The 24303-nt window shown below is 68.4% G+C and carries 24 protein-coding genes and 1 pseudogene; 16 read left to right on the forward strand and 9 right to left on the reverse strand.

The window, feature by feature from the left end:
- Window positions 1-51 precede the first annotated feature (51 nt).
- From F1599_RS16310 to F1599_RS16320, 3 genes are all read left to right on the forward strand, one after another.
- Window positions 52-351, forward strand: coding sequence for a hypothetical protein (locus F1599_RS16310; RefSeq protein ID WP_150083769.1), 300 nt, complete (start codon window positions 52-54; stop codon window positions 349-351).
- Window positions 348-794: a VOC family protein gene (locus F1599_RS16315; protein WP_149316153.1), complete on the forward strand. Its 447-nt coding sequence runs from the start codon at window positions 348-350 to the stop codon at window positions 792-794. Before F1599_RS16310 ends, F1599_RS16315 begins: the two co-directional genes overlap by 4 nt.
- 123 nt (window positions 795-917) lie before the next feature.
- Window positions 918-1325: a VOC family protein gene (locus F1599_RS16320; protein ID WP_149316152.1), complete on the forward strand. Its 408-nt coding sequence runs from the start codon at window positions 918-920 to the stop codon at window positions 1323-1325.
- 131 nt (window positions 1326-1456) lie between these two features.
- Here the strand turns inward: F1599_RS16320 and F1599_RS16325 are convergent, their stop codons facing one another.
- A complete protein-coding gene (locus tag F1599_RS16325; RefSeq protein WP_150083770.1) occupies window positions 1457-2398 on the reverse strand; it encodes a LysR family transcriptional regulator in 942 nt (313 codons plus the stop codon).
- A 243-nt stretch (window positions 2399-2641) separates the two neighbouring features.
- Between F1599_RS16325 and F1599_RS16330 the strand changes: the two genes are divergently transcribed.
- The 3 genes from F1599_RS16330 to F1599_RS16340 all read left to right on the forward strand — a co-directional run bounded on the left by F1599_RS16330 (window position 2642) and on the right by F1599_RS16340 (window position 6213).
- Window positions 2642-4471 (forward strand): gamma-glutamyltransferase family protein, encoded by a 1830-nt coding sequence (locus F1599_RS16330; protein WP_150083771.1) that lies wholly within the window; start codon window positions 2642-2644, stop codon window positions 4469-4471.
- 150 nt (window positions 4472-4621) lie between these two features.
- Complete coding sequence (locus F1599_RS16335) at window positions 4622-5599, forward strand: Bug family tripartite tricarboxylate transporter substrate binding protein (RefSeq protein ID WP_149316149.1); 978 nt, start codon at window positions 4622-4624, stop codon at window positions 5597-5599.
- A 122-nt stretch (window positions 5600-5721) separates the two neighbouring features.
- The gene (locus F1599_RS16340; RefSeq protein WP_223819721.1) at window positions 5722-6213 is read left to right on the forward strand and encodes a GAF domain-containing protein; all 492 of its coding nucleotides are present in this window, start codon (window positions 5722-5724) and stop codon (window positions 6211-6213) included.
- A 37-nt stretch (window positions 6214-6250) separates the two neighbouring features.
- Here F1599_RS16340 and F1599_RS16345 read toward each other — a convergent pair whose 3' ends face one another.
- Together F1599_RS16345 and F1599_RS16350 are read right to left on the reverse strand one after the other, a co-directional pair.
- Window positions 6251-7600, reverse strand: coding sequence for a DUF1254 domain-containing protein (locus F1599_RS16345; RefSeq protein ID WP_223819688.1), 1350 nt, complete (start codon window positions 7598-7600; stop codon window positions 6251-6253).
- A 20-nt stretch (window positions 7601-7620) separates the two neighbouring features.
- Window positions 7621-8775, reverse strand: a complete 1155-nt coding sequence (locus tag F1599_RS16350) for a porin (protein ID WP_150083772.1) — start codon at window positions 8773-8775, stop codon at window positions 7621-7623.
- Between the two features lie 246 nt (window positions 8776-9021).
- Here F1599_RS16350 and F1599_RS16355 point away from each other — a divergent pair, with 246 nt between their 5' ends.
- The 6 genes from F1599_RS16355 to F1599_RS16380 all read left to right on the forward strand — a co-directional run bounded on the left by F1599_RS16355 (window position 9022) and on the right by F1599_RS16380 (window position 14701).
- Complete coding sequence (locus F1599_RS16355) at window positions 9022-9738, forward strand: TetR family transcriptional regulator (protein ID WP_150083773.1); 717 nt, start codon at window positions 9022-9024, stop codon at window positions 9736-9738.
- Window positions 9739-9838: 100 nt separating this feature from the next.
- Window positions 9839-11125: an alkyl sulfatase dimerization domain-containing protein gene (locus F1599_RS16360; RefSeq protein WP_150083774.1), complete on the forward strand. Its 1287-nt coding sequence runs from the start codon at window positions 9839-9841 to the stop codon at window positions 11123-11125.
- Between the two features lie 182 nt (window positions 11126-11307).
- Entirely contained in the window at window positions 11308-12258 is a 951-nt protein-coding gene (locus F1599_RS16365; RefSeq protein WP_223819689.1) for a Bug family tripartite tricarboxylate transporter substrate binding protein, read from the forward strand.
- A gap of 158 nt (window positions 12259-12416) precedes the next feature.
- A complete protein-coding gene (locus F1599_RS16370) occupies window positions 12417-12791 on the forward strand; it encodes a hypothetical protein (protein ID WP_150083775.1) in 375 nt (124 codons plus the stop codon).
- Window positions 12792-13028: 237 nt separating this feature from the next.
- Window positions 13029-13310, forward strand: coding sequence for a helix-turn-helix domain-containing protein (locus F1599_RS16375; RefSeq protein WP_187829061.1), 282 nt, complete (start codon window positions 13029-13031; stop codon window positions 13308-13310).
- Window positions 13311-13321: 11 nt separating this feature from the next.
- Window positions 13322-14701, forward strand: coding sequence for a type II toxin-antitoxin system HipA family toxin (locus tag F1599_RS16380; protein ID WP_149316143.1), 1380 nt, complete (start codon window positions 13322-13324; stop codon window positions 14699-14701).
- 34 nt (window positions 14702-14735) lie between these two features.
- On the opposite strand, the pseudogene F1599_RS16385 reads toward F1599_RS16380, so the two are convergent.
- Both F1599_RS16385 and F1599_RS16390 read right to left on the reverse strand, forming a co-directional pair.
- Window positions 14736-15628, reverse strand: a pseudogene (locus tag F1599_RS16385) (SDR family NAD(P)-dependent oxidoreductase).
- A gap of 227 nt (window positions 15629-15855) precedes the next feature.
- Entirely contained in the window at window positions 15856-16920 is a 1065-nt protein-coding gene (locus F1599_RS16390; protein ID WP_150083777.1) for an AraC family transcriptional regulator, read from the reverse strand.
- A gap of 419 nt (window positions 16921-17339) precedes the next feature.
- On the opposite strand from F1599_RS16390, the gene F1599_RS16395 reads away from it, so the two are divergent.
- Window positions 17340-18185 (forward strand): oxidoreductase, encoded by an 846-nt coding sequence (locus tag F1599_RS16395; RefSeq protein ID WP_150083778.1) that lies wholly within the window; start codon window positions 17340-17342, stop codon window positions 18183-18185.
- Here the strand turns inward: F1599_RS16395 and F1599_RS26620 are convergent.
- The 3 genes from F1599_RS26620 to F1599_RS26285 form a co-directional block, all read right to left on the reverse strand.
- The gene (locus F1599_RS26620) at window positions 18164-18403 is read right to left on the reverse strand and encodes a hypothetical protein (RefSeq protein ID WP_223819690.1); all 240 of its coding nucleotides are present in this window, start codon (window positions 18401-18403) and stop codon (window positions 18164-18166) included. The genes F1599_RS16395 and F1599_RS26620 overlap by 22 nt on opposite strands.
- A 97-nt stretch (window positions 18404-18500) precedes the next feature.
- The gene (locus tag F1599_RS25925; protein WP_190286379.1) at window positions 18501-18890 is read right to left on the reverse strand and encodes a hypothetical protein; all 390 of its coding nucleotides are present in this window, start codon (window positions 18888-18890) and stop codon (window positions 18501-18503) included.
- Window positions 18891-18960: 70 nt separating this feature from the next.
- A complete protein-coding gene (locus F1599_RS26285; protein ID WP_223819729.1) occupies window positions 18961-19227 on the reverse strand; it encodes a hypothetical protein in 267 nt (88 codons plus the stop codon).
- On the opposite strand from F1599_RS26285, the gene F1599_RS16405 reads away from it, so the two are divergent.
- Genes F1599_RS16405 through F1599_RS25930 form a run of 3 tightly spaced genes read left to right on the forward strand, consistent with a single transcriptional unit; the run spans window position 19181 to window position 22544 of the window.
- Window positions 19181-19846 (forward strand): gluconate 2-dehydrogenase subunit 3 family protein, encoded by a 666-nt coding sequence (locus F1599_RS16405; protein WP_223819722.1) that lies wholly within the window; start codon window positions 19181-19183, stop codon window positions 19844-19846. The genes F1599_RS26285 and F1599_RS16405 overlap by 47 nt on opposite strands.
- Window positions 19843-21612 (forward strand): GMC family oxidoreductase, encoded by a 1770-nt coding sequence (locus tag F1599_RS16410; RefSeq protein WP_150083779.1) that lies wholly within the window; start codon window positions 19843-19845, stop codon window positions 21610-21612. The genes F1599_RS16405 and F1599_RS16410 overlap by 4 nt, the downstream gene beginning before the upstream one ends.
- Entirely contained in the window at window positions 21609-22544 is a 936-nt protein-coding gene (locus F1599_RS25930) for a c-type cytochrome (RefSeq protein WP_190286380.1), read from the forward strand. The genes F1599_RS16410 and F1599_RS25930 overlap by 4 nt, the downstream gene beginning before the upstream one ends.
- A gap of 210 nt (window positions 22545-22754) precedes the next feature.
- Here F1599_RS25930 and F1599_RS16420 read toward each other — a convergent pair whose 3' ends face one another.
- The gene (locus F1599_RS16420) at window positions 22755-24065 is read right to left on the reverse strand and encodes a GGDEF domain-containing protein (protein WP_190286381.1); all 1311 of its coding nucleotides are present in this window, start codon (window positions 24063-24065) and stop codon (window positions 22755-22757) included.
- Window positions 24066-24303 lie beyond the last annotated feature (238 nt).

A 24303-nucleotide genomic window follows, 5' to 3' on the forward strand; every position in this document is an offset into this window, starting at 1 on the left:
TCTATATACCCGAAATGTGGTTTATGGAGCGCGGAGTATAACCGGTCACACGTGTACGAAGAAACGTTCTCGTCGCATCGTGTAGCGCTTTTGCGCGCGATGCGATCGTCTATGCTGCCTAGGGGATTGCCGCGCGGCGCCCGCCGTTCGCGGCGCGGGGCGATCCGGTTTCAAATCGGTGACGTCGAAGCGGTGATTTCGCACCGACGATTTCGGCACCGACGATTTCGCACCGACGATTTCGGCACCGACGATTTCGGCACCGACGATTTCGGCACCGACGATTTTCGAACCGACGATTTTCGAACCGATGATGCGGCGATGCCGCCGCGCAAGGAGCGATTGAGATGACCGATACCCATTCCGGCGCCGCCGGCAGCACCGGCAGTACCGCCATTCCGTGCCTGCGTTATCGCGATGCGCCGTCCGCAATTGCATGGCTGTGCGATACCTTCGGTTTCACGCGGCATCTGGTGGTCGAGAACGACGACGGCACCATCGCGCATGCGCAACTCAATTACGGCAAGGGCATGGTGATGCTGGGCTCGGTGCTCGATTCGCCGTATGGCAAGCTGATGCGCCAGCCGGACGAAGTCGGCGGCGGACAGACCCAGAGCATTTATCTGGTCGTGCCCGATCCCGACGCGGTATTCGCGCGCGCCAAGGCGGCGGGCGCGCAGATCGTGCTCGAGTTGAAGGACCAGGATTATGGCGGCCGCGATTTCAGCTGCTTCGATCTCGAAGGCCATCTGTGGACGATCGGCAGTTATGATCCGTGGGTCAGTACGTCGTAGGCGCGGACGATTGAATCCGCCAGTTTTCCGGATCCGGAATCCGGTTCCGGAACCCGTGCCATTACCGTCTGCGCCATTTCGAACACCATTTTCAGAACCATTTCAAAACCAGGAGACACCTCGATGGCGACCCAGATTTTCGTCAACCTGCCCGTCAAGGACCTCGACCGCTCGGTCGATTTTTTTACGCGGCTCGGCTATCGCTTCGATCCCAAATTCACCGACCGCAATGCCACCTGCATGATCGTGTCGGACCAGATCTACGTGATGCTGCTGGTCGAGGACTTCTTCAAGACCTTCACCGGCAAGGCGATCTGCGATACCGGCAGCAGCACCGAAGTCATTCTGGCGCTGTCGATGGACAGCCGCGCCGCGGTCGACGACATGGTGTCGAAGGCCGTCGCGGCGGGCGCGCGCACGCCGAACGAGCCGAAGGACTACGGCTTCATGTACCAGCACGGCTATGAAGACCTCGACGGCCATCTGTGGGAGGTGTTCTACATGCAGCCGGAGGCGGCGCAGCAGTCGTAGTCGTCAGCACGTCGTTCCCGCGAGGGCGGGAATTCCAGCGTCCCGGAAAGCGGCCGGGCTTCCGCTTTCGCGGGGACGACAGGCCCTGACAGACGGCAAGGATGCGTGGGCGATGACCGTTGGCGACCGCTTCAACCGCTCGCCGCCTGCAGCGCCGTCACCAGCGCCATCAGCGGCCCGCTGTGCTGGGCGCGGCGCAGCCACATCGCCTCCACGGGCGGCAGGTCCCAGCGCAAGGCATGGGGCAGCAGGGCCGCGCCCCCGCCATTGGCCAGTTCGACCGCAACCGCGCGCGGCACGATCGTGATCGCGCGCGGCTGCGTGCGCAGCAGCGTGGCGATGGTCTTGATCGAATAGGTTTCCACCAGCGGCAGCGGCGGCGCCACGCCCGCGGTCGCGAACATCGTATTGATGGTGCGGCGGGTCGGCGTCTGCGGCGGCGGCATGATCCAGTCCAGCGTGGCCAGCCGCGCCCAGTCGAGCGCGCCGCGCGAGAGCCGCGCCGCGGCGCGCGTCGGCACCACCAGCGTCGGCTCCTCGCGATACAGCGGCACCTGCACGATGTCTTCCCCCGCGGCATAGAACGAGCGCGCGATCACGCAATCGACCTCGTGCGCGCGCAGGGCGCTGACCAGTTCGTCGGTGGTCCCCTCGCGCACCAGCACCGCGATGCGCGGCTGCTGGCTCAGGGCATGCGAGCAAGCCGCGTCCAGCACCGCCGGCGCGATGAACGGAATCACGCCGATGCGCAGCCGCCCGCCGAGTCCCGCATCGAGTACCGCCAGTTCGTCGCCGAGCGCCCGCGCGTCCGCCAGCGCGAGCCGCGCATACGCGAGCACGGCGGCACCGGTCTCGGTGGCTTCCAGGCCCGCGCGTGACCGATGAAACAGCGGCGTCAGGAAGATCTCCTCGATCTCGCGCAGCGCCTTGGTCACCGCCGGCTGGCTCAGGTTCAGCTCGGCGGCCGCGCGCGACAGCGAGCGATGCCGCTCCAATGCCAGCAGCAACGACAGCTGCTTCAGGCGCAGGCGGGATATCAGGTTGTGCTGCAGGCGGTCGGCGAAGGCAGGCATGGCAAAGGGACGAAGGAGGGGGGAAGGATGGCGAAGGGCGGGTTTCCGGGAGTCGCGCGATCAGTCGCGCAGCCGGTCGAGAAACCGGTCACGCAGCCGGTCATGCAGCCGGTCACGCGCCAGTCGTATAACCAATCCGGAATGGAAGAATAAAGCAATCGTGCGTTCTGGTTATTCGATCTTCCTATACTTGCCCCATCGCTTGCCCCATCCCACCCACCCAGATCGCCTTCGGAAACCAGCATGTTCACCACCCGCCCGGAAATCGTCGGTACCTTCGGCGTCGTCTCGTCGACCCACTGGCTCGCCTCGCAGACCGCGATGGGCGTGCTCGAGCGCGGCGGCAATGCCTTCGATGCGGCGGTGGCCGGCGGCTTCGTGCTGCAGGTGGTCGAGCCGCACCTGAACGGCCCCGGCGGCGAAGCGCCGATCCTGCTATGGAGCGAACGCGAGCGCGCCGTGCGCTCGATCTGCGGCCAGGGTCCGGCCCCCGCGCTGGCCGACCCGGCCGCGATGCGCGCGATGGGACTGGAACTGATGCCCGGCATCGGCCTGCTGCCCGCCACCGTGCCCGGCGCATTCGGCGCGTGGCTGACCATGCTGCGCGACTACGGCACGTGGTCTCTGGCCGAAGTGCTGGCGCCCGCGATCGCCTATGCGCGCGACGGCTTTCCGCTGGTGCCGCGTATTTCGCAGGCGATCCTGGCGGTGCGCGAACTGTTCCAGCGCGAATGGCGCGATTCGGCCGACGTGTGGCTGGTCGATGGCCGCGTGCCGTCACCGGGCTCGCTGCATGCCACGCCCGCGCTGGCGCGCACCTACCAGCGCATCGTCGAAGAGGCGCACGCGGCCGGCGCCACCCGCGAGAAGCAGATCGATGCCGCGCTCGACTGCTGGTACCGCGGCTTCGTCGCGCGCGAGATCGATACCTATTGCCGCACGCAGCAGGTGCGAGACACCACCGGCGAGCGCCATCGCGGCCTGCTGCGCTACGAGGACATGGCGTGCTGGCAGCCCGAGGTCGAAGCGCCGCTGACGCTGGATTTCGGCCGCTATACGGTCGCCAAGTGCGGCGTCTGGAGCCAGGGCCCCGCCTTCCTGCAGCAGCTCGGCATGCTGCGGCACGCCGGATTGGAGGCGCACGAACCGACGTCGCCGGGCTTCGTCCATCGGATCGCCGAGGCGGCCAAGCTGGCGATGGCCGACCGCCTCGCGTGGTACGGCGATCCGCGCTTTGCCGACGTGCCGGCGCAGGGCCTGCTCGATGCCGACTACCTGCGATCGCGCGCGCAGCTGATCGGCGCGCAGGCATCGCGCGAGATGCGGGCCGGCACCGTCGACGGCCGCGCACCCCGCCTGCCCGATCTCGACGCGGCCGAGCGCACGCTGGCCAGCGCCGATACGCGCTTCGGCGTCGGCGAACCGACCTTCGCCGCGCTGCCGCCGGTGCAGCAATGGGCCGAGAAGGAGATCTTCGTCGGCGACACCTGTCATCTCGACGTGATTGATCGCGACGGCAATATGGTCGCGGCGACGCCGTCCGGCGGCTGGCTGTCGTCGAGCCCCACCATTCCGGCGCTGGGCTTCGCGCTCAATACGCGCCTGCAGATGACCTGGCTCGAGCCGGGCCTGCCCAATTCGCTGGCGCCGGGCAAGCGGCCCTGCACCACGCTGTCGCCGTCGCTGGCCTTGCGCGACGGGGAGCCCTATATGGTGTTCGGCACGCCGGGCGGCGACCAGCAGGACCAATGGTCGCTGGCCTTCTTCATGCGCCACGCGGTGCACGGCATGAATCTGCAACAGGCGATCGACGCGCCGGCCTGGCACATCGACCACTTCCCCGGCTCGTTCTGGCCGCGCCAGACGGTGTTGAACCGGCTCAGCATCGAGTCGCGCTTTCCGCAGGCGGCGCTGGACGCGCTGCGCGATGCCGGCCACGAGCTGCGCATCGGCGAGCCGTGGTCGGAGGGACGGATGTCGGCGTGTTCTCGCGAGCGCGACGGCAAGGGCCGGCTGGTGCTGCGCGCCGGTGCGAATCCGCGCGGCATGCAGGGCTATGCGGTGGGACGCTGAGAGCGGGGATGCCGCGGCATGGCCCGTGCAGGCGCCGATATGTCACGGCACGATGGAACGGCAGAGCGCCAGGCCAGCAGACCAGCAGAACGATAGAACGACAGACCGGCCGCGCGGTGCGTCCGGCATGACAAACGGGGGAAAACGACCATGAAGACGACGATTCGAAGCTGGCTGCGCGGGGTGGCCGCGCTGGCGCTGTGCTGCGCCGCAGGCGCCGCGGCGGCGCAGGACTATCCGACCAAGCCGATCACGCTGGTGGTGCCGTGGGCGCCGGGCGGTTCGACCGATATCCTGGCGCGGGTGCTGTCCGAACGCCTGACGCGCTCGCTGGGGCAGCCGGTCATCGTCGACAACAAGCCAGGCGCATCGGGCAATATCGGCTCGGCCATGGTCGCGCGCGCCAAGCCGGACGGCTATACGCTGCTGATCGGCTCGATGAGCACGCATGCGATGAACCCGGCGCTGATGCCGAACATGCCGTTCCGCGGCGTCGAGGATTTCACGCCGCTGGGCCTGCTGGCCTACGTCACCAACACGATGGTGGTCCACCCGTCGGTGCCGGCCAACAACGTCAAGGAACTGATCGCCTACGCGCGCGCCAATCCCGGCAAGCTGGCCTACGCCAGCGCCGGTCCAGGTTCGACCAACCATCTGAGCGCGGTGTTGTTCGAGAAGATGGCCGGCGTGGAGATGCTGCACGTGCCGTACAAGGGCGGGGCGCCTGCCGTGGTCGACACGGTCGCGGGCCAGACCCAGCTGCTGTTCTCGGCCGGCACGCAGACGCTGCCGCACGTCAAGGCCAACAAGCTGAAGCTGCTGGCCGTCACCGAGGCCAGGCGCTCGCCGCTGCTGCCCAATGTGCCGACCGTCGCCGAGACCGTGCCGGGCTACGAGCTGGCGGTCTGGTATGGCGCCTTCGGCCCGGCCGGCATGCCGCCGGCGCTGGTGACGCGCCTGAATGCCGAGATCAACAAGGTGATGCAGCTGCCCGAGGTCAAGGCAAAGATGGACGCGATCGGCGTGGAGACGACCACGTCGACGCCGCAGCAGTTCGGCCAGGTGCTGCGCCGCGATGCCGACCGCTACGGCAAGCTGATCCGCGACCTGAAGATCAGCGCGGAGTGAGCGTGAGCGAAGCATCCAATCCGCAGGACGCCGCGCTGGCGGCCCTGGCTGCGCTGCGGCAACGATTGACCGCGAAGCAGGCGGCTGCGCTGGAGTCCGCGCTTGAAGTCGAGCATGAGGCCCTGCATCGGGCCGCGCCAGGCCAGGCCGAACACGGCGCCGCGCTCTTCGACGCGGTCGGGGACGCCACGCTGGCGCTGCTCGGCCCCGGCCTGCTGACGATCAATCTGTGGCGCCCGGACACCCGGGAAGTGGTGCGCCAATGGTCCAGCGATCCCGCCGCCTATCCGGTCGGCGGCAGCAAGCGCAAGGGCGATACGCCGTGGACGCGGCAGCTGCTGGAGCGCACCGAAGTCTTCGTCGGCGAAGGCGACGCGGCGCTGGCCGAGGTGTTCGACGATATCGCAACGATCCGCGCGCTCGGGCTGAGGGCAGTGGTCAATGTACCGATCGGCGAGCGGGGTCGCTGCATCGGCACGTTCAACTACCTCAGCCCGAGGTCTGCGTGGCAGGCCGACGAGGTCGAGACGCTGCGCCGGCTCGCCGATCTGGCCGCGCCGGCGGTGGCGCAATGCCACGCCCGTCAGGCCGGGCCGGCGCGCGAAGCGGGCTAGCGCTCGGGCGGCAGGCTCAGCCGGCGCGCGACGCGGGTCAGGTCTCGATCGGCTCCGGCGCCGGCTGCTGGAAGCGCCGCGACAGCAGCGCCTCTCGCGGGTGGTAATAGCGCAAGGTCAGCGAGAAGCGGCCGGCCGGCGCCGGCAGCCAGTTGGCCTCGCGTGCCGGCTCGGGCCGCGCATGTTGCAGCCACAGGTCGATGCTGCCATCGGCATTGACCAGCAGTCCCGGCGTGCGGTCGCCGATGGTATAGCGGCCGATCGGATTCTCGGTGAAGAAGCGCCGGCCGTCGGGCGCGAACTCGTACATCGACAGCGACCAGAACGCGTCGACCGGCATCGCCGGCGGGATATGCAGCCGGTAGGCCCGCGCACCGTCCAGCCGTTCGCCGGCCGAATCGTTGACGCAGGTGGCGTAGATGGCCTCGGCGCGCTCCAGCGCGCCCAGGCCGATCAGCGATACATGGGCGCGATAGGTGTAGTCCTTGCCGAAATTGCCCAGATGGTCCGGGCCCGATTGCCACGGACCCGATTCGCTGCCATTGCCGAAGCCCGGCGTGCGCGCCAGTTCCTTGCGCAGCGCCGGCAGCATCGCGCGCCAGGCCTGCTGGATCGGCGTCGGCAGGTCGCCGTAGGCATGGCGATGCCCGGGGCGGATGCCGACTTCGGCAAAACTCGCCACCAGCTCGCGTTCGTCGTCCGGCACCGGATTGCGGCCCAGCACCTCATTGACCAGGTCCAGATAGCAGGCCGGATCGGCCTCGTCGGGCACGGTCTCCAGCAGGCCGCTGCCGCCGGTGTCTTGCGGTCCTTCTTGCGATCCAACTTGCGTTCCAACTCGCGATCCCACCGGCTCAAGCCGGATCGCATCCTGCAACGCATGCACCGCCGGCAGGTCGTGCTCGCCATCGACCAGCAGCCGAGCGAGCAGCCAGACATCGTTGCTGGGACAGCGGATCAGCCGCGCGCCGGCTGGCGCGTCGCCGGACCAGTCGGGCCCCGCCAGCAGGAATTCGGCGGCCTCCGAGCCGGTCGTGCGATTGCCGATGCAGGCGAAGTTGTTGGTGAAGATGTCCAGCAGCGCCACGCTGTAGTAGCGCTCGCCCATGTCCGGCAGCCGCAGCAGCATCGGTCCGCCGTGCAAGGCCAGGTATGACAGCGAATACAGCGTGTCGTTGTTGGGCTGCGTCACGGTGCGGGCGCGATGGTCCAGCAGCCGGCGGTAATGCAGCAGGCCGTTGACGGGCACGCGGTTGCGGTTCTGCGGGTTCTGCGTGATCTGCCAGCGCACCTGCGCGAGATCGTGCACCGGGAAGGTATAGATGAAGGCCTCGCGCAGGCGCGCGGCGAGGGCGGGATCGGTGGTGGTGTTTTCCATGGCTTGCATCGTGGCTGCTATCGTGGCTGCTAGAAGATGGTGCGGATGCCCAGCGAGATGCCGAGTTGTCCCTTGGCATCGGGCCGCTTGTAATAGACCTGCGAGGTGGCCGGCGCGTAGCCGACCGACTGGCCGTTGGGCAGATAGCCGATGTTGTCCCAGTTCAGCGAGGCATTGCGCGCGTACATCACGCCGGCAAACACATCGGTGCGCTTGGTCAGCCGATAGTCGGCCAGCGCCAGGTATTGCTGCGGATTGACCGGATTGACGCTGGCGCCGCCGATATCGGCCCGCTTGATGTCGTCGTAGTAGTAGGCCAGGCTCAGGCGCAGCGCGGGCGTGGTCTGCCAGTGCACGCCGGCCCAGTACATGTCGTCGCGGTGCGGCAGCAGCGTGGGCGTGCCCTCGCCGGGCGCCACCGAGTTGCCCCAGCGGTAGCCGGCGACGAACTTGAACGCGCCGATCTCGTAGCTGCCGGCCAGGAAGGCGCGCATGTCGCGGCCGTAGTCGCTGGAGCCGGAGGCGCCGGACGCCTGCGCGGCATTGAGCGTCTTGACCTCGTCGTAGGCCGCCGCCACGCCGAAGCCGTTGGTGTAGTACGACACGCCGATGCCGTAGGCCGAGCCGGCGGCGAGGCTGCCGGTGCGCTCGCCGAACGACCAGTGCGTGTGCAGCGACAAGGGTCCGAACTTGCCGTGGTACTGGACCATGTTGTTCTCGCGGAAGTTCGGCCCGGCCATGCCGACCACCGGCTCGAACTCGGGGGCGTAGGCCACCGGCGTGAAGCTGCCCAGTGCCAGGAACGACGAGGTGTACTGCCGGCCGAAGGTGATGCGGCCCAGCTCGTTCTTCAGGCCGACGAAGGCCTGCCGGCCGAAGATCGCGTTCTGCCCCATCTGCCCGTTGTCGGTGTTGAACTGGTTCTCCAGCACGAACAGCGCCTGCACGCCGCCACCGAGTTCCTCGGTGCCGCGCAGGCCGAAGCGCGACTGCGCGATGCCCGACGAATTGAGCATCGTGCGCGAGCCGCTGCCCGGCGCCAGCACGCCGCCGCTGACGTTCTGCGAGTTGTTGACGTACTGCAGGCTGGCGGTGACCACGCCATACAAGGTCACCGACGATTGCGCATGCGCGCCCTGCGCCATCAGGCCGGCGGCCGCCGCCGTGATCCACCATCCCTTCATGCCGTGTCTCCTCCGTGTCTTGCGATGTTCTTCGTGGCCCGCAGCGTTTAATACGTGGTATTACGCGGGTCCGGAACACCATAGCGCCGCATGGCGATTCGAAAATCTGGGGATTACCCCGAGGCGCACGTTCGCGTCATGAGGACGTCCGATTTCTCGGGTTAATCCCTAGTATTAGAACGGCGCGACGCGTCTATGCTGACAGCAAACCTCGCGATGGTCGCGGGGACATTGCGGATCGCACGCATGAAGCTCAAACAGATTCGCTCGGTGATCGGCGAGGACACCGAGACGGCGGGACGGCGCAAGGTGGCGGCGCCGGTTGCCGAGGAAGAGGCCGCCGTGCCGGGCACCGCTGCCAGGATGCTGGAGATCGCGGAGCGCCTGTTCGCCGAGCATGGCGTCGAGCAGGTGCCGCTGCGCCAGATCGTGCTGGAGAGCGGCCAGCGCAACCGCTCGGCGCTGCACTACCACTTCGGCTCGCGCGAGGCGCTGGTCAGCCATCTGCTGAACCGGCGGCTGCACCAGATCAACGTGATTCGCCATCGCTATCTGGACCGGCTGGCGGCCGAGGGCCGCGATAACGATCTGCACGCGGTGGTCGAGTGCACCATCCTGCCGCTGGCCGACACGGTGCGCGATACCGACTGGGGCCGGCACTACCTGCAGGTGCTGGCGCAGACCACGTTCAGTCCCAACCTGCTGAAGAAGGGGCTGGTCGAACGCGACGCGGTCTCGGCGCTGGTGCGCGTGCGCAAGCTGGTGTTCGCGCTGTGCCCGGAGATACCGCGCGAGGTCATGAACCTGCGGCTGACCTGGTTCAACGACACCGTGGTCTATTCGCTGGCGCACTGGTATCGCGACCAGGGCCGCCGCGGCGGCGAGCCGCCGCTGGCCGAACTGATCGACTGCTGCGCGGCCAGCCTGAGCGCGCCGGTCAGTTCCCGCGTCGGCCGGCGCTAGCCGGTCCTACCGGTCTTTTTTCCCTGGCGTTGCCCACGATGACGCTCCCGGGCGGAGCGGGGCGGCGCTCGTCCTTCGTTCTGTCACAGGAGTCGTTCGCATGCAGGAATTCGAAGCGCGCCCCGCCGCGCTGGCCACCGGCGACGGGGTCGAGACCGTCGCCCCGGGTGTCTGGAAGCTGCACGGCCAAGGCCAGTCCTTCGTCGCGCAGATCACCACGCAGACCGCCGCGCAGTCCGGCGCCGCCGATGGCGATGCGCTGCTGCTGGTCGATGCCGGTCCCGGCGGCGCCATTACGCGCGGCATGATCGACGCGCTGCGCAGCGTGACTCCGTTGCCCATCGCCGCCATCGTCTTCAGCCACGGCCATCTCGGCTACAACAGCGGGCTGCCGTTGTGGCTGGCGCATTGCGCCGAGCACGGCGACCCCGCGCCCCGCGTGATCGCCCATGCCAACGTGCTGCCCCGGCAGGCGCGCTACCGCGCCACCATGCCGCTGCAGGAGGCGCTGGCCGAGGTGCAGTTCCGCCAGCCGCGTGGACGCCTGGCCGGCAAGCTGAGCCAGCATGCGCCGACCGAAACCTTCGCGCAGGGGCTGACCATCGGCACCGGACCGCGCCGCGCCGAGCTGCTGTGGGCGCCGTCGGAGACCGACGACGCGCTCGCGGTCTGGCTGCCCGAATCGCGCATCCTGTACGGCGGCCCGGCCGTGATCGACTCGATCCCGAACATCGGCACGCCGCTGCGCACGCTGCGCGATGCGCCGCGCTGGGCCCGCACGCTGGAGAACCTGGCCGCGCTCGAGCCCGAGCGCGTGGTGCGCGAGTTCGGCGCCGACCTGTGCGGCGCGCAGGCGGTCGAGGTGCTGCGCCACACCGCAGGCGCGCTGCACTGGCTGCACGACGAGGTGATCCGGCTGATCAACCAGGGCATGGACGAGCGCGAGATGCTGGCCGCGCTGCGCTATCCCGAGGAGTTGTTCGGCAAGCCCTGGATGCGGCCGAGCTACGGCGATCCCAGCTATATCGCGCGCGATATCTACCGCGCGGAAAACGGCTGGTGGGACCGCAACGCGACCTCGCTGCATCCGGCGCCGCCTGAGCAGGCCGCCGCGCAGATCGCCGAGGCGGTCAGCGATCACGACGCGCTGATCCGCCATGCGCAGGGGCTCGCCGACAAGGGGGAGATCCAGCTGGCCCTGCACGTGATCGACGTGCTTGCCGGCGCGCCGGGCGATGCGCCGACGCTGCGGCAGGCGCGCGAATTGAAGGCCGGGTGGCTGCGCCAGCGTTCGCGCCAGGTGGCCAGCTATGTATCGCGCAGTCTCTATCAGGCCTGCGCCGACAGCATCGAACGCGGTGAGCGCCACCCGTTCAGCCAACGATAAGGAGAGGACGGACGATGTCGATCGACAGGAAGAGCGCCTGCGAGAGCGCGTACGAGAGCGGAGACAAGGGAGCGCACAAGAGGGCGGACAAGAGGGCGGATAAAAGGGCGGACAAGAGCGCGAACGGTAGCGCCAGTGCATTCGCGTCGCCGGACCGCCGGCGGCAAACGCTGCTGGCACTGATGGCCCTGGTGGCCGCGCCGCTCGCCACCGGGCCCGCATGGGCCAGCGATACATGGCCGTCGCGGCCGATCCGGCTGGTGGTCGCGTCCTCGGCCGGCAGCGGCACCGACCTGTTCGCGCGCGTGATCGCCGAACGGCTGGGCAAGCGGCTGGGGCAGACCGTGGTGGTGGACAACAAGCCCGGCGCGACCGGCATCATCGGCGTCGATGCCGTGGCCAAGGCCGCGCCCGATGGCTATACGCTGCTGTTCACCTATGCGGCGTCGATCGTTATCAACCATACGCTGCAGCCGAAGCTGCCCTACGACGCGCTGCGCGATCTGGCGCCGGTGGCCCAGGTGGGCGAGGGCGGCAACTTCCTGGTGGTCACGCCGGATTTCCCCGCACGCAATCTGCGCGAGTTCGTCGCGGCCGTGAAGGCCAGGCCCGATGCCTATGACTACGGCTCCTGGGGCATCGGCTCGGGCGGACACCTGACCATGGAGGCGCTGAAGATGCAGGCCGGCCTGCGCATGCGCCACGTCCCCTACAAGGCGGTCGGACAGGTGTTGAACGATCTGCAGGGCGGCATGATCAAGGTGGCCTTCGTCGATACCTCGTCGTCGCTGCCGCTGATCCGCTCCGGCAAGATCCGCGCGCTGGCGATCAGCGGCAGCCGCCGCGGCGCCGTATCGCCCGAGGTGCCAACCATGCGCGAGCAGGGCTATCCATTCGATACCAACAGCTGGTACGGCCTGTTTGCGCCCGCCGGCACGCCCGCGCCGATCGTCAAGCGGCTCAACGCCGAGATCAACGGCATGCTGGGCGACCCGCAGATCCGCGAGCGCTTCGCGCTGATGAACATGGCCAATCCGCCGGCAAAGACCAGCGAGGCGTTCGCGGCGACGATCCGCGAGGACATCAAGGTATGGGGGGAGATCATCCGGGCCAATGGGGTGACGGTGGACTGAATCCGCACGCATGGGGCGGGCATGTGTCCGGGTATGTGTCCGGGCGTGTGTCCGGGCGTGTGTCCGGGTATGTGTCTTGCGTCCGCCATGGGAGGGGGCGCAGCGCCACGCTGTCGCGGCGTGCTGCAGGCCCGACCCGCTACCCATTGCAAACGGAGATGCGCATGAAGGACAAATCTTCAGGGATTCCGAATCCCGTGGCCCCGCAGTCCGTCGAGTCGCTGACACCGGAGAAGGGCCCGCTGTCGCAGGAACGTGGGCAGAACCCGGCCGCCGAGGCCGATACGATGCCGTCGGAAAGCACCCCGGCCGGCGGCGCCACGCAGGCGGAGCAGGGCAAGCAAGCTCAGCAGGCTCACCAGGCTCAGCAGGCGCAGCAAGGGCAGCAAGGCCAGAAGCAGGGCGGCAAGCCGGGCGAAAAACCCGCCGACAAGCCCGCCCCCACCCCGAACGAGGTGATGAACGAGCAGGTATCGCCGCCGGATGAACAAGGCGACCGAATGCAGTCGGATCGGCCGCATATCGGCGGGTGAGGCCGAGCTTCGTACGGCGGTGCCTGGCGGCACCTGCTTCTGATGCCAGGCCAGCCATTGGCTGGCGACATCGAGCCGCTGCCGCAGTGAGCAGTAAAGTAGGATAAAGCACAGTTATCCTACTTTGCTGCTCATTTTTTTGACGTCGAGTGAGCAATAAAGTATGATTTTTCGAAAATATACTACTTTAGTACCATGCGATCATTGCCTGACATCGCCACGCTGCTCCGAACCCGCATGAAGGCCCTCTCGCTGACGCAGAGCGAGCTCGGGGCGCGGACCGGTCTGTCGCGCCGCACGGTTACCTCCATGCTGAGCGGAGAAGATGACTATAAAGTCACGACATTGCTCGCTGTGCTCGATCGCCTTGGCTACGAACTGGCCATCGTGCCGAAGGGCGCGGCAGCCGGCCTGGCTCAGGACGGCGCGTTCACGCCGACAGCGCCCGCGGTCAAGACTCGCGTGCAGGCGGCGCGGGAGCGTCTTGCGGCGCGCAAGACGGAAGCTGACAAGTCCTAGGCAGGCAATTCATGAACGTCAAAGCAGTCGGTATCTTCATCGGCAAGGTTCGGGCAGGCGTGCTGTTCCAGTACGCGCTCGGCGATGCTCAGGTCGTCAATCGCTTCGTGGCCGACGAGGCATTTGCCGCCATGCGCGATGCGCCGGTGGTTTCCCTGTCGATGCTGGCCCGCGAACGCGAAGCGCAGCGGGCGCTGTGGGCCGACGTCGGCTCAACGTTATTCAACGGACGCTTCAGCCCTTCCAATGGCTGGCTGCTGCCCGCGTTCTTCCAGAACCTGCTGCCCGAAGGGGTTTTCCGCGATCATGTCGCCGCGCAGCGTGGTTGCGACCCGAAGGACCATTTCGAGATGCTCGCGGCCTGCGGCAAGGATTTGCCGGGCAACGTCCACGCGCGGCCTCTTGAACTGACGCGCGACGAGCTGGCTCACTATGTCACGCAGGATGCCGACTCGGTCGAAATGTCGGTGACCGCCGACCCGATGGACGACGGCGTCTCGCTGTCAGGGGTGCAGCCGAAGGTGGGCGTCATCCGGCAGGGCGGGCGATATGTGGGCCGGACCAAGATGCAGGACACCCACATCATCGCCAAGCTGCCGGTAGTCGGGCAGCCGCTGTTGCCCGAGCTCGAGGAACTGTCGCTGCGGCTTGCCGGCGCAGCCGGAGTCAATGTCACCGAAGCGCACCTGGCCCCGTTGGAGGCCCTGGCGGTGGAGCATGGTTACGATCTTGGCGATGCCGACAGCCGCACCAATTTCCTCGCTGTGATTCGCTATGACCGCACGCCGCAAGGGCGGATTCATTGCGAAGACTTCGCGCAGATTCTCGAAGTCATGCCAGAGCAGAAGTACCTGGGCGCAAGCTATCTCGATGTGGCGGGCGTGATGATGGAATTCCCGTCGCTCGGCGAGTCGGCCGTGCATGAACTGCTGCGGCGCATCGTCGTCAACGAGATGCTGGGCAATCCCGACATGCACTTGAAGAACATTGGCATCTACTATCCCGACGGTCGCACGCCGGAATTGCCGCCGGCCTACGACATCGTCGGCTATTCCGCGTACAACCGCCGTACCGGGCATGCGCTGCACATCCTGCCTCCCGCTCTGAACGAGAAGCCGCGCATGTCGGTGAGCGACGCGCGGCAGGGCAAGGCTGCCAAGCCAGGCATTGGGCCGGCCGTTCTCCGGCGATTCTGCGCCGAGCTGGGCATCCCGGAGAAGCCGGCAGCGGCGGCGATCCGTCATACCGTTGCGGCAGCGGCGGCTCGCTGGCCAGCCATGATCCAGGATTCGCTGCTGACGGATCCGCAGAAGACAAGGTTGCTGGAGCATTTCCAGGGTCACCCGCTGGTCCAGTCCCTGATGCGGCGGCACGAGCCTTCGCAGGTTTGACGCGCCGTACCGCCGCGCCGCCGGCATGGCTCGCTCAAACCGCGGTATGCCCCCCATCCGCCATCACCAGCGCCCCGGTGACGAAGCTGGCCTTGTCCGACGCCAGGAAGGCGATCACCTCGGCGATTTCCTCGGCTGGGCCGCGCGCCCGAGCAGGTTGTTCTTGCCGTGCTCGGCCAGGAACTCGCGGCCGTTGGGCATCTGGTCGTCCAGAATGCCGGTCACGATATCGCCCGGACCCACCGCATTGACGCGGATGCCATGCTGGCCGTTTTCCGCCGCCAGTACCCGTGTCAGCTGTGCCACCGCGCCCTTGGACGACGCATAGGCCCCGATGGTCGGCAGCGCGACCACGCTGGCGTAGGAGCCGACGTTGACGATGACGCCGCGCTGGGCCGGGATCATCGCGCGCAGCGCTTCGCGGGCATGCACGAACATGCCGCGCGCGTTGATCGCGAGGATCTGGTCCCATTCGTCGACGGTCATCTCGGCGACCGTGCGGTTGATGATGCGGGCCGCGTTATTGACCAGGATGTCGAGCCGGCCGAAGCGCGCCATCGCCGTGTCCACGGCCGCGCGTGCGGTGGCTTCCTGCGACACGTCGCCGGTGAGGGCAACGATCTCGCCGTCGATCTCCAGTTCGGTGACCGCGTTCTTGATGTCCTCGGCCACCACGCGCGCGCCGCGGCGGTGGAGCAGTTCGACGGTCGCGCGTCCTACGCCGCCCGCCGCGCCGGTCACGATGGCGACGCGGCCTTCCAGGTCGCGCTGGTCTTGCTGTGCAGTCATGATTGGTACTCCGTACAGTGAAGGTGGGATGATTCGCGACGGCGCGCGTTCGATGCGGCATTTCCCGGGGAAAACGCCGCTCGGCGCTCGATGCCATCGCTTGCCATCACTGTACGAAGGCGGGGCGCGCAAGCCCATGCCGAATACTCGGGCGGGCTTGCCTGATTCTCTTGATCCGCGGCGCGGGCCCTCCGCCGCGGCCGTTCAGTTGCGGCCTTCAGTTGCGACCGCTCAATTGCACCGTTCAATGGCACCGTTCAATGGCACCGTGCAATTGCGACCGCTCAATTGCGACCGTTCCGCTGCGCGCGAACGCCGCAGGCGCTGCCGGCGCTGCGAGCGCCGCAGCCGCCGGGCGCAAGCGCTCAGGCGGCGCGCGCCCAATCCACGCGCGTGCGCAGCGCCATCGCTTCCTTCATCACGCGGGCCTCGTCGATCGGGCTGCGGCCGAAGAACCGCTTGAATTCCCGGCTGAACTGCGACGGGCTTTCATAGCCGACGCGGCTGGCCGCCACGGACGCATTCATGCCCTGCTGGATCATCAGCATGCGGGCCTTGTGCAGCCGCGTGGCCTTGATGTACTGCAGCGGCGAGGTGCCGGTGACCGACTTGAAGGCCGCGTGGAAGGCCGCCACGCTCATCGCCGCCGCGCTGGCGAGCGTGTCGACCGACAGCGGTTGGTCGTAGCCGGCATGGATCATTCGCAGCGCCTTGCCGATGCGGCCGAAGTTGCTCTGGTAGGCGAGCGACGCGCGCAGCGCCGCGCCCTGGGGGCCGCATAGCACGCGGAAATAGATTTCGCGCAGGATCGCTGGGCCCAGCACCGCGGCCTCCATGTCCGAGGTCAGCGCTTCGAGCAGGCGTACCACGGCGTCGCCGAGCCGGTCGTCGAGCGGCGTCGACTGGATGCCTGCTACCTCGGCGGGTCTCGCGTCCTCGGGTTGCGGCGCCGGCGCCGCACCCGACCGCGACGCCAACTCCAACGCCGACCCGGACCCCGATGCCGGCACCGATGCCGGCACCGATGCCGACGCCGATGCCGACGCCGATGCCGACGCCGAGGCCGACGCTGCCGGTGTCCCCAACCCCGATGATGCCAACGCCGATGCCGGCACGGACAACGCCAGCTCGGCCAGCACACCCAGGTCCACGCGGATCGAGATCGCCAGCATCGGGTCCTCCGGCGAGGCCTCGGTCTGCGACTCGAAGGGAATCGGCAGCGACAGCACCAGGAAATGCTGGGCGTCGTAGACGAACTCGCGCCCCGCGAAGAACCCCCGCTTGCGCCCGCTGCACAGCACGATGATGCAGGGATCGTAGAGCACCGGCGTGCGCGGCAGCGGGCCGTTGGCACGCAGGAACTTGACCGCGTCGAGCGCGGACATCGTATATCCCTCCGCCGGCGCGAGGCGGCCGATCAGTGCGGCCATGCGTTCTTCACGCTGGCGGCGGGCATGCTCGGGCTCGTGTGGTCGTGGCGACGTTGGCATTGGATCGAAGGGGACGGACATGGTCGTCAGAAGCGATGGCCAGGCAGGCGCGGGATGAAGGCGCCGAATCGCTCTACGCCCGCTGCATCATCGTGCTGTGCAGTTAGCGCAGGCGCCATTTGGAGGCCAGGAACAGGGGCAAGGCCGGTATGCGCGCAAGTGTAGCGCGCGGACAAGGGCCCGCGGGAGCGCAGGACGGCGCCAACGCACCGCTCAGGAGAATCAGGCAAGCGCTGCCGAGTTTTGGTCTAACGGGCGCCCGCGCACGCTGCCTACCATGGCCGCATGTCGTCGCCGTGCGCCATTGCGGTACACCGGCAAGGCCGACAGTCCATCGATCCACACTTCGGGAGTTCAGCATGTACAGGACCTGGTTCATTACCGGCGCGGGGCGCGGCATCGGCGCGTGCATCGCCAGGGCGGCACTGGATGCCGGCGACAACGTCGTCGCGACCGGACGCGATCCGCTGCGCATCGAGCAGGCATTGCCGGGGCACGGCGAGCGTCTGCTGGCCTTGCGCCTCGACGTCACCGACCCGGCGCAGGCGCGCGACGCGGTGGACCGCGCCGTGGCGACCTTCGGCCGCATCGACGTGCTGGTCAACAACGCGGGCTACGGCCAGCTGGGCATGTTCGAGGAGAACAGCGCCGACGATGTACTGAAGCATTTCGACACCAACGTCCACGGCACCCTGCACGTGACCCGCGCGGTGCTGCCCGTGATGCGGCGCCAGCGCGCCGGCCGCATCTTCAATCTGTCGTCGATCGGCGGCATGGTCGGCTTCGAAGGCGCGTCGATCTACTGCGCGGCCAAGTTCGCGGTCGAGGGCTTCTCCGAGTCGCTGGCGCTGGAGGTGGCGCGCTTCGGCATCCAGGTCACCATCGTGCAGCCGGGCTTCTTCCGCACCGATTTCCTCGACGGCTCGTCGGTACGCTACGGGGCCGAGGCCATTCCCGACTACGTGTCGGCATCGGCGGCATTGCGCGGAGGCTATGATGACTACAGCCACCGGCAGCCTGGCGACCCGGACAAGCTGGCGCGGGCCATCGTCGAGCTGGCCGCCGTGCCGCAGGCGCCGTTGCGCTTCGCGGCCGGCACCGATGCGATCGGCTATATCGGCGGCAAGCTCGATGCCGCGCGCGCCGAGCTCGAGCAATGGAAGGCGCTGTCGGCCTCGACCGATCATGCGGCCCAGGCGGCGTAGGGACGGCGCTTGCGGCCTCGGCCGATCATGCTGCCCACGCCCAGGCGGCGTGGCGATGCGGGGTGACGTGGTGCGGCCGCGTCGACGACGCAGCGATCGCCAACGCAGCGATCACCAACGCAGCGATCACCAACGCACCGATCACCAACGCACCGATCACCAACGCAGCGATCACCAACGCAGCGATCGCGGCCGCACGGCCCACGCGCCCCGAGCACGAACGAACGCCCCTCTCCCGCGAGCAGGAGAGGGGCCGAGGAGAGAGGGGGAAGGGTTGCCGGCGGGTCCGCCAGCGTTCAGGGCTTGCTGCGGAACTTACTGCGGTGCGCTTGCGCCGGTGCGCGTATCGGTGCTGCCGCCCGAGCCCGCGGCGGCGCCGGTGCCCGTGCCCGTACCCGTCGAGCCAGCAGTGCCGGTACCCGTGGTGCCGGTGGCGCCGGTGGTGGTGTCGGCCGAGCCAGTGGTGCCCGTGGTGCCGCTGGTGCCGGTCGAACCGGTGGTGCCAGTGCCAGTGCCGGTGGTACCCGTGCCCGTGCCGGTACCCGCGCTGCCGGTGGTGTCGCTCGGGACGGGGCCCATCGGCGCGCTTGCCGCGCTGCTGTCGGTAGTGGCGGCATCGTCGCCGCCGCGGTTACAGCCGGCCACCAGGCCGCCCAGCATGGCGACGCTCAAGGTTGCAACGGAAATCCAGTTTCGCTTCGTCATGGTATGGCTCCTATAGTCATCCCCCATCGGACGAAGGCAACGGCCGTACCAGGGGCGCGGATCCGCCATATCAGGTGATCCCGGCGTGGTCTTGCCACGCTTCTTGCATCGACTGCGGTTTTTCGAGGAGCGCAGCGATGACGAAACCCTTCACGCCCATGCGGCGCACGCTTTTGAAAGCCCTCGGGGCCGGGTTGCCGGCCGGAGCCGCCGCAACGGGACTGGTCGGCGATAGTGCGCTGGCGGCGCCGCCGGGCCCGGCCAGCGCGGCGGCGGCCAATCCGGGTGGCGTGTCCCATTTTTTCAATGCGCGCGAAAGAATTACCGTAGATGCCATCGTTTCCCGCTTGATTCCGAACGACGAACTGGGGCCGGGCGCACGAGAGGCGGGCGTGACCGATTTTCTCGATCGGCAGCTGGCTGGGGCCTGGGGCGGCGGGGACCATTTCTATCGTCATGGACCCTTCCAGGCCGGCACACCGGAGCAGGGCTATCAGCTCGCGCTGACGCCCGCGCAGGCCTTTCGTACGGGTTTGGCCGCGATCGACGAGGTCAGCGCGAAGCGGCATGGCGGCAAGCCGTTTTCGCAGTTGCAGCCGCGTGAACAGGATGCCTTGCTGACGGCGCTGGAGAAGAGCGAGATCGAACTGGGCACGCTGCCCGGCAAGGTCTTCTTCCAGATGCTGCTCGACGGCACCATGGAGGGCTTCTTCGGCGATCCGATCCATGGCGGCAATCGCAATATGGCGGGCTGGAAGCTGGTCGGTTTCCCCGGCGTCTATGCCAGCTACTCCAACGATATCGAGCGCCATGGCGTGGCCTATGTGCGGCCGCCGATGTCGATCGCGATGGCGCGCGCCGCGGGGCATGGGACCATGCACGGCGCCGGTCATGGCGGCTCGCACGCATCGTCGCCGGCAAAGGGCGCATCGGCACCGAAGGGAGGGCGGCCATGAGCAAGACCCTCGATCGTGTCGATGCCGTGATCGTCGGCGGCGGCTGGACGGGTTCGGTCATCGGCAAGGAACTGGCCGCCGCCGGACATCGCGTGGTGATGCTCGAACGCGGCGAGCCGCGGTGGCCCTCTCCGGACTTCCAGGCGCCGACGGTGCATGACGAACTGCGCTATACGCGGCGGCACGCGCTGCATCAGAACACCGCCACCGAAACCTTCACCTTCCGCAACAACACCAGCCAGACCGCCCTGCCGATGCGGCGCTGGCAGTTCGCCTACCCGGGCACGCACCTGGGCGGCTCGGGCAATCACTGGTCCGGCGCCTACTATCGCTTCGATCCGACCGACTTCAAGCTGCGCAGCCATTACGAGCGCCGCTACGGCAAGGGCATCTTCGCGGCGGACCTGACCGCGCAGGACTGGCCTTTGAGCTACGACGAGCTCGAGCCGTACTACGACCGCTTCGACTATCTGATCGGCGCCTCGGGCTATGCCGGCAACCTGAAGGGCAAGGTGCAGCCGGGCGGCAATCCCTTCGAGCCGTGGCGCTCGCGGCCGTATCCGAATCCGCCGATGAAGGTCGCGCACGCCTCGGCGCTGTTCGGCGAGGCGGCCGCAAAGCTGGGCTATCACCCCTATATCCAGCCATCGGCGCTGTCGACGCGGCCCTATGTCAATACCGAAGGGCTGCCGATGAGCGCCTGCGTCTACTGCGGATTCTGCTCGAACTTCGGCTGCGAGCATTTCGCCAAGGCCTCCCCGCAGGTCTGCATCCTGCCGGCCGCGATGAAGCTCGATACCTTCGCGCTGCGCACCGGGGCGCAGGTGCTGCGCGTCGAGCTCGACAAGGACCGCAAGCTCGCGCGCGGCGTCACCTATGTCGATGGCAGCGGGCAGGAGTTCTTCCAGCCCGCCGACATGGTGTTCCTGTGCGCGTTCAGCGTGCACAACGTGCGGCTGTTGTTGCTGTCGGGCATCGGCAAGCCCTACGACCCGGCCACGGGCCAGGGCGTGGTGGGCCGCAACTACACGCACCAGACCACCTCGGGCGTCAACCTGTTCTTCGACGAACGGACCCATATCAACCCCTTCATGGGCGCGGGCGCGGCGGCCGTGACGATCGACGATTTCAGCGCCGACAACTTCGATCACGGGCCGCTCGGTTTCGTCGGCGGCGGCTATATCCAGATCCAGGTGGTCAGCGGCGCGCCGATCGGCTACCACCCGACGCCGAAGGGCACGCCGGCCTGGGGCAGCGAATGGAAGAAGGCGGTGCGCCGCTACTACAACCATTCGGCGTCGATCACCATCACCGGCTCGGCGATGCCCACGCGCGGCGGCTATCTGTCGCTGGATCCGGCCTATCGCGATGCCTGGGGACAGCCGCTGCTGCGCATCACCTACGACCTGCCGGACAATGACATCAAGCTGTCGGCGTTCCTGACCGCGAAGGGCGACCAGATCGGCAAGGCGATGCGCGGGGTGGTCGCCACCGAGCCCGGGCCGCGCAAGCGGCCATTCACCGCGACCAGCTATCAGTCGACGCACCTGAACGGCGGCGCGGCGATGGGCAGCGATCCCTCCAACAGCGTGGTCAACCGCTTCGGCCAATGCTGGGACGTGCCCAATGTGTTCGTCACCGGGGCCTGCCTGTTTCCGCAGAACTCGAACTACAACCCGACCGGAACGGTCGGCGCCACCGCGTACTGGATCGTTGACGCGGTCAAGCGCGACTACGTCAAGGCGCCAGGGAAGCTGATCACATGAACACGCCGAACGAAGTGGAAGCGGAGCGCGGCCGCGCGACGTGGTGGGTGGGCGCCATGGTGATCGGCATCGGCTCCTTTCCGCTGTATGGGCTGCTGTTCCAGGTCTGGCCCGATCTGTTTGCGCCGAGGCCGCAGCCGCGCCAGGCGTCGTCGTCCCCCGGCGCAACGGGCCAGGCTTCGGCGCCCGGCGCGGCATCGGCGCCGGCCGGCCCGGCGGCTGCGGCAAGCGAGGCGGCGGTGCGGCGCTCGACCGATTTCCTGCCGAAGGAACCGGCGTGGTCGCGGGCGTTGCTCGCGGCCAGCAAGGACGCGGGCAAGGAGGCCGGCAACAGCGAGGACAAGAACGCCGACAAGCGCGGCGCGACGATCGCCGCGAGCGGCAATGGCGCCGGGGCGATGGCCTGCGTGTCGTGCCATGCCACGGGAGGCTCCCCGGGAGCGGCGGGCGCCGCGGTGCCGGCCGGCGCGTTTCCGTCGCTGGTCGGCATGCCCGCCGAGTATCTGGCCAAGCAGCTGTTCGACTATCGCGAGGGCCGGCGCGTCGATCCGGTGATGGCGCCGATCGCCAAGGCGCTCAAGGACGACGAGGTGGCGGCGGTGGCCCGCTACTACGCGGCCCAGCCTGCACCGTCGTTGACGCTGGCCGAAGATGGCCAATCGGCGGCCCTGACGCTGCATGCGTCCGGCGACAACGGGCGCGCGCTGCCGGCCTGCGCCAATTGCCATGGCGTGGAAGGCGAGGGACAGGGCTTCCTGTTGCCGCGCCTGACGGGGCAGCCCGCGGATTATCTGGCCAAGCAGCTCGATGCGTTCCGCACCGGCAGCCGCCACAACGACGACGATGGCGCGATGCGCGGCATCGCGCAGCGGCTTGGCGAAGCGGACGCCCGCGCGCTGGCGAATTTCTACGCGCAGGGCGGGGCGCGCTAGGGCGCCGCCGGCGCGTTGCTGCGGCGCTGCCAGGGCAGCGGTCCGCAGCGAAGGTGCGGTGACGAAGGAGCGAGGGACAACGGGCGTCGTAGCGCGCGTCGGGCTGCGCGCCCGCCGCGCGCAGCCGCGCTCAGTCGCGCTCTGTCGTGCTCTGTCGTGCTCGGTCGCGCTCGGTCGCGCTCAGCCGCGCTCGGTCGCGCTCGGTCGCGCTCAGCCGCTGACCGACACGCCGCACGCCACGCTCCACGCGGCCGGTTCGGCGGCCTCGTTGGCAGCGTTGGCGGCATTCGCGCCGTTGGCCACATTGGCCGCGTTGGCCGCAATACCGGCGCCCGCGGCGGCGTGAATCACCCGGTTGCGTCCTTCGCGCTTGGCGCGATAGAGCGCGCGGTCGGCTTCGGCGAACAGACGCTCCCAGCTGCGGCGCGCATCGCCGGCGTGCTGCGCCAGCGCGATGCCGATGCTGACGCTGGCATGCCCGCCGATGTCTTCCGGCAGTGCGATGGCCGCGATGCGTGCCCGGATGCGTTCGGCCAGCAGCACGGCTTCCTCCTCGCCGGTGTTCGGGCACAGCAGGCAGAACTCCTCGCCGCCGAAGCGCGCCGCCACGTCGCTGGCGCGACAGGCGCGGCGCAGCGTCTCGGCGATCCGCTTCAGCACCTGGTCGCCCGCCTGATGGCCGGCGCGGTCGTTGACCTGCTTGAAGCGATCGACGTCGATCACCAGGCAGGACAGCGGCTTGCCGGTACGGGCGGCCTCGGCGGCCAGCGTCATCGCGGCGTCGTCAAGCGCGCCGCGATGGAACAGCCCGGTCAGCGAATCGAGGCGGGCGCGCGCACGCTGCTCGGCCAGCTGACGCTCCGCGCTCAGCAGCGTGAAACCGACCACGCCGGACAGCACCGCGATCAGCATCAGCAGCAGCGGCGCCTGGGCCAGCATGCCCGGCTCGTCGGGCCGCAGCGTGCTCCAGGCACCAGCCCCGCCGGCGGCCAGCGCGAGCGCCAGGCACAGGGCCTGCGCCGCCAGTTGCGCGCAGCAGGCGACCCATACCAGCGAATGGGCGATCGTATGCGAGCGGCGCTCGCGGTTGAGCAGGCGCAGCGCCTGCCAGACCACCAGCGCGGTGATCGCGTGGCCCAGCGTGCGGATCGCGCGCTCGGCCATCACGGCATCCTGCACCGTGGCGATCAGCCCGAGCAGCGCCACCGAGGCGACGCCGCCGGCCACCATCGCACGCAGATGATGCGGGGCCATCGCCATGCCGCTCGCGGCCAGGCCGCGCACCAGCATCAGTTGGGCGCCGAGGCACAGCGACTGTGCCAGTACGGCCCACAGCGGCGCCGGCGCGATCGCGCCGAGGGCCAGCGCCATGCCGCCCAGCGAGGCAAGCGCATGGGCGTCGGTCCAGCGCGCACGGTGGCCCGCTTGCGCGGCGCCATAGCGCAGGCCGATCGAGATGCCCAGCGTGCTGGCGAACAGCACCAGCAACGTCAGATAGGCAGTGGGTAAATCCGGCGACATGCAATCGTCTCCCTGTCGGCGCGCGAGCGGATCGCGACGCCAGTGGTGTAAGGCAATGCGCGCGCGGGCATGGCCGGCGCAGCGCGAATTCATGTCAGAGAGCTTGACCCGGATGACGCCGTCGACATTCCCGAAGCTGCGGTCCGTGGCATGGCTCTGTGTTGTCGGCGCCCAGATGGGCGCAGCCTGATCCCAGATGCAATCGCGGTCCCGCAGCGAGGCCGCGCATCGAGGCACG

Origin of the sequence: Cupriavidus cauae (assembly GCF_008632125.1) — a bacterium.
Lineage (GTDB): Bacteria > Pseudomonadota > Gammaproteobacteria > Burkholderiales > Burkholderiaceae > Cupriavidus > Cupriavidus cauae.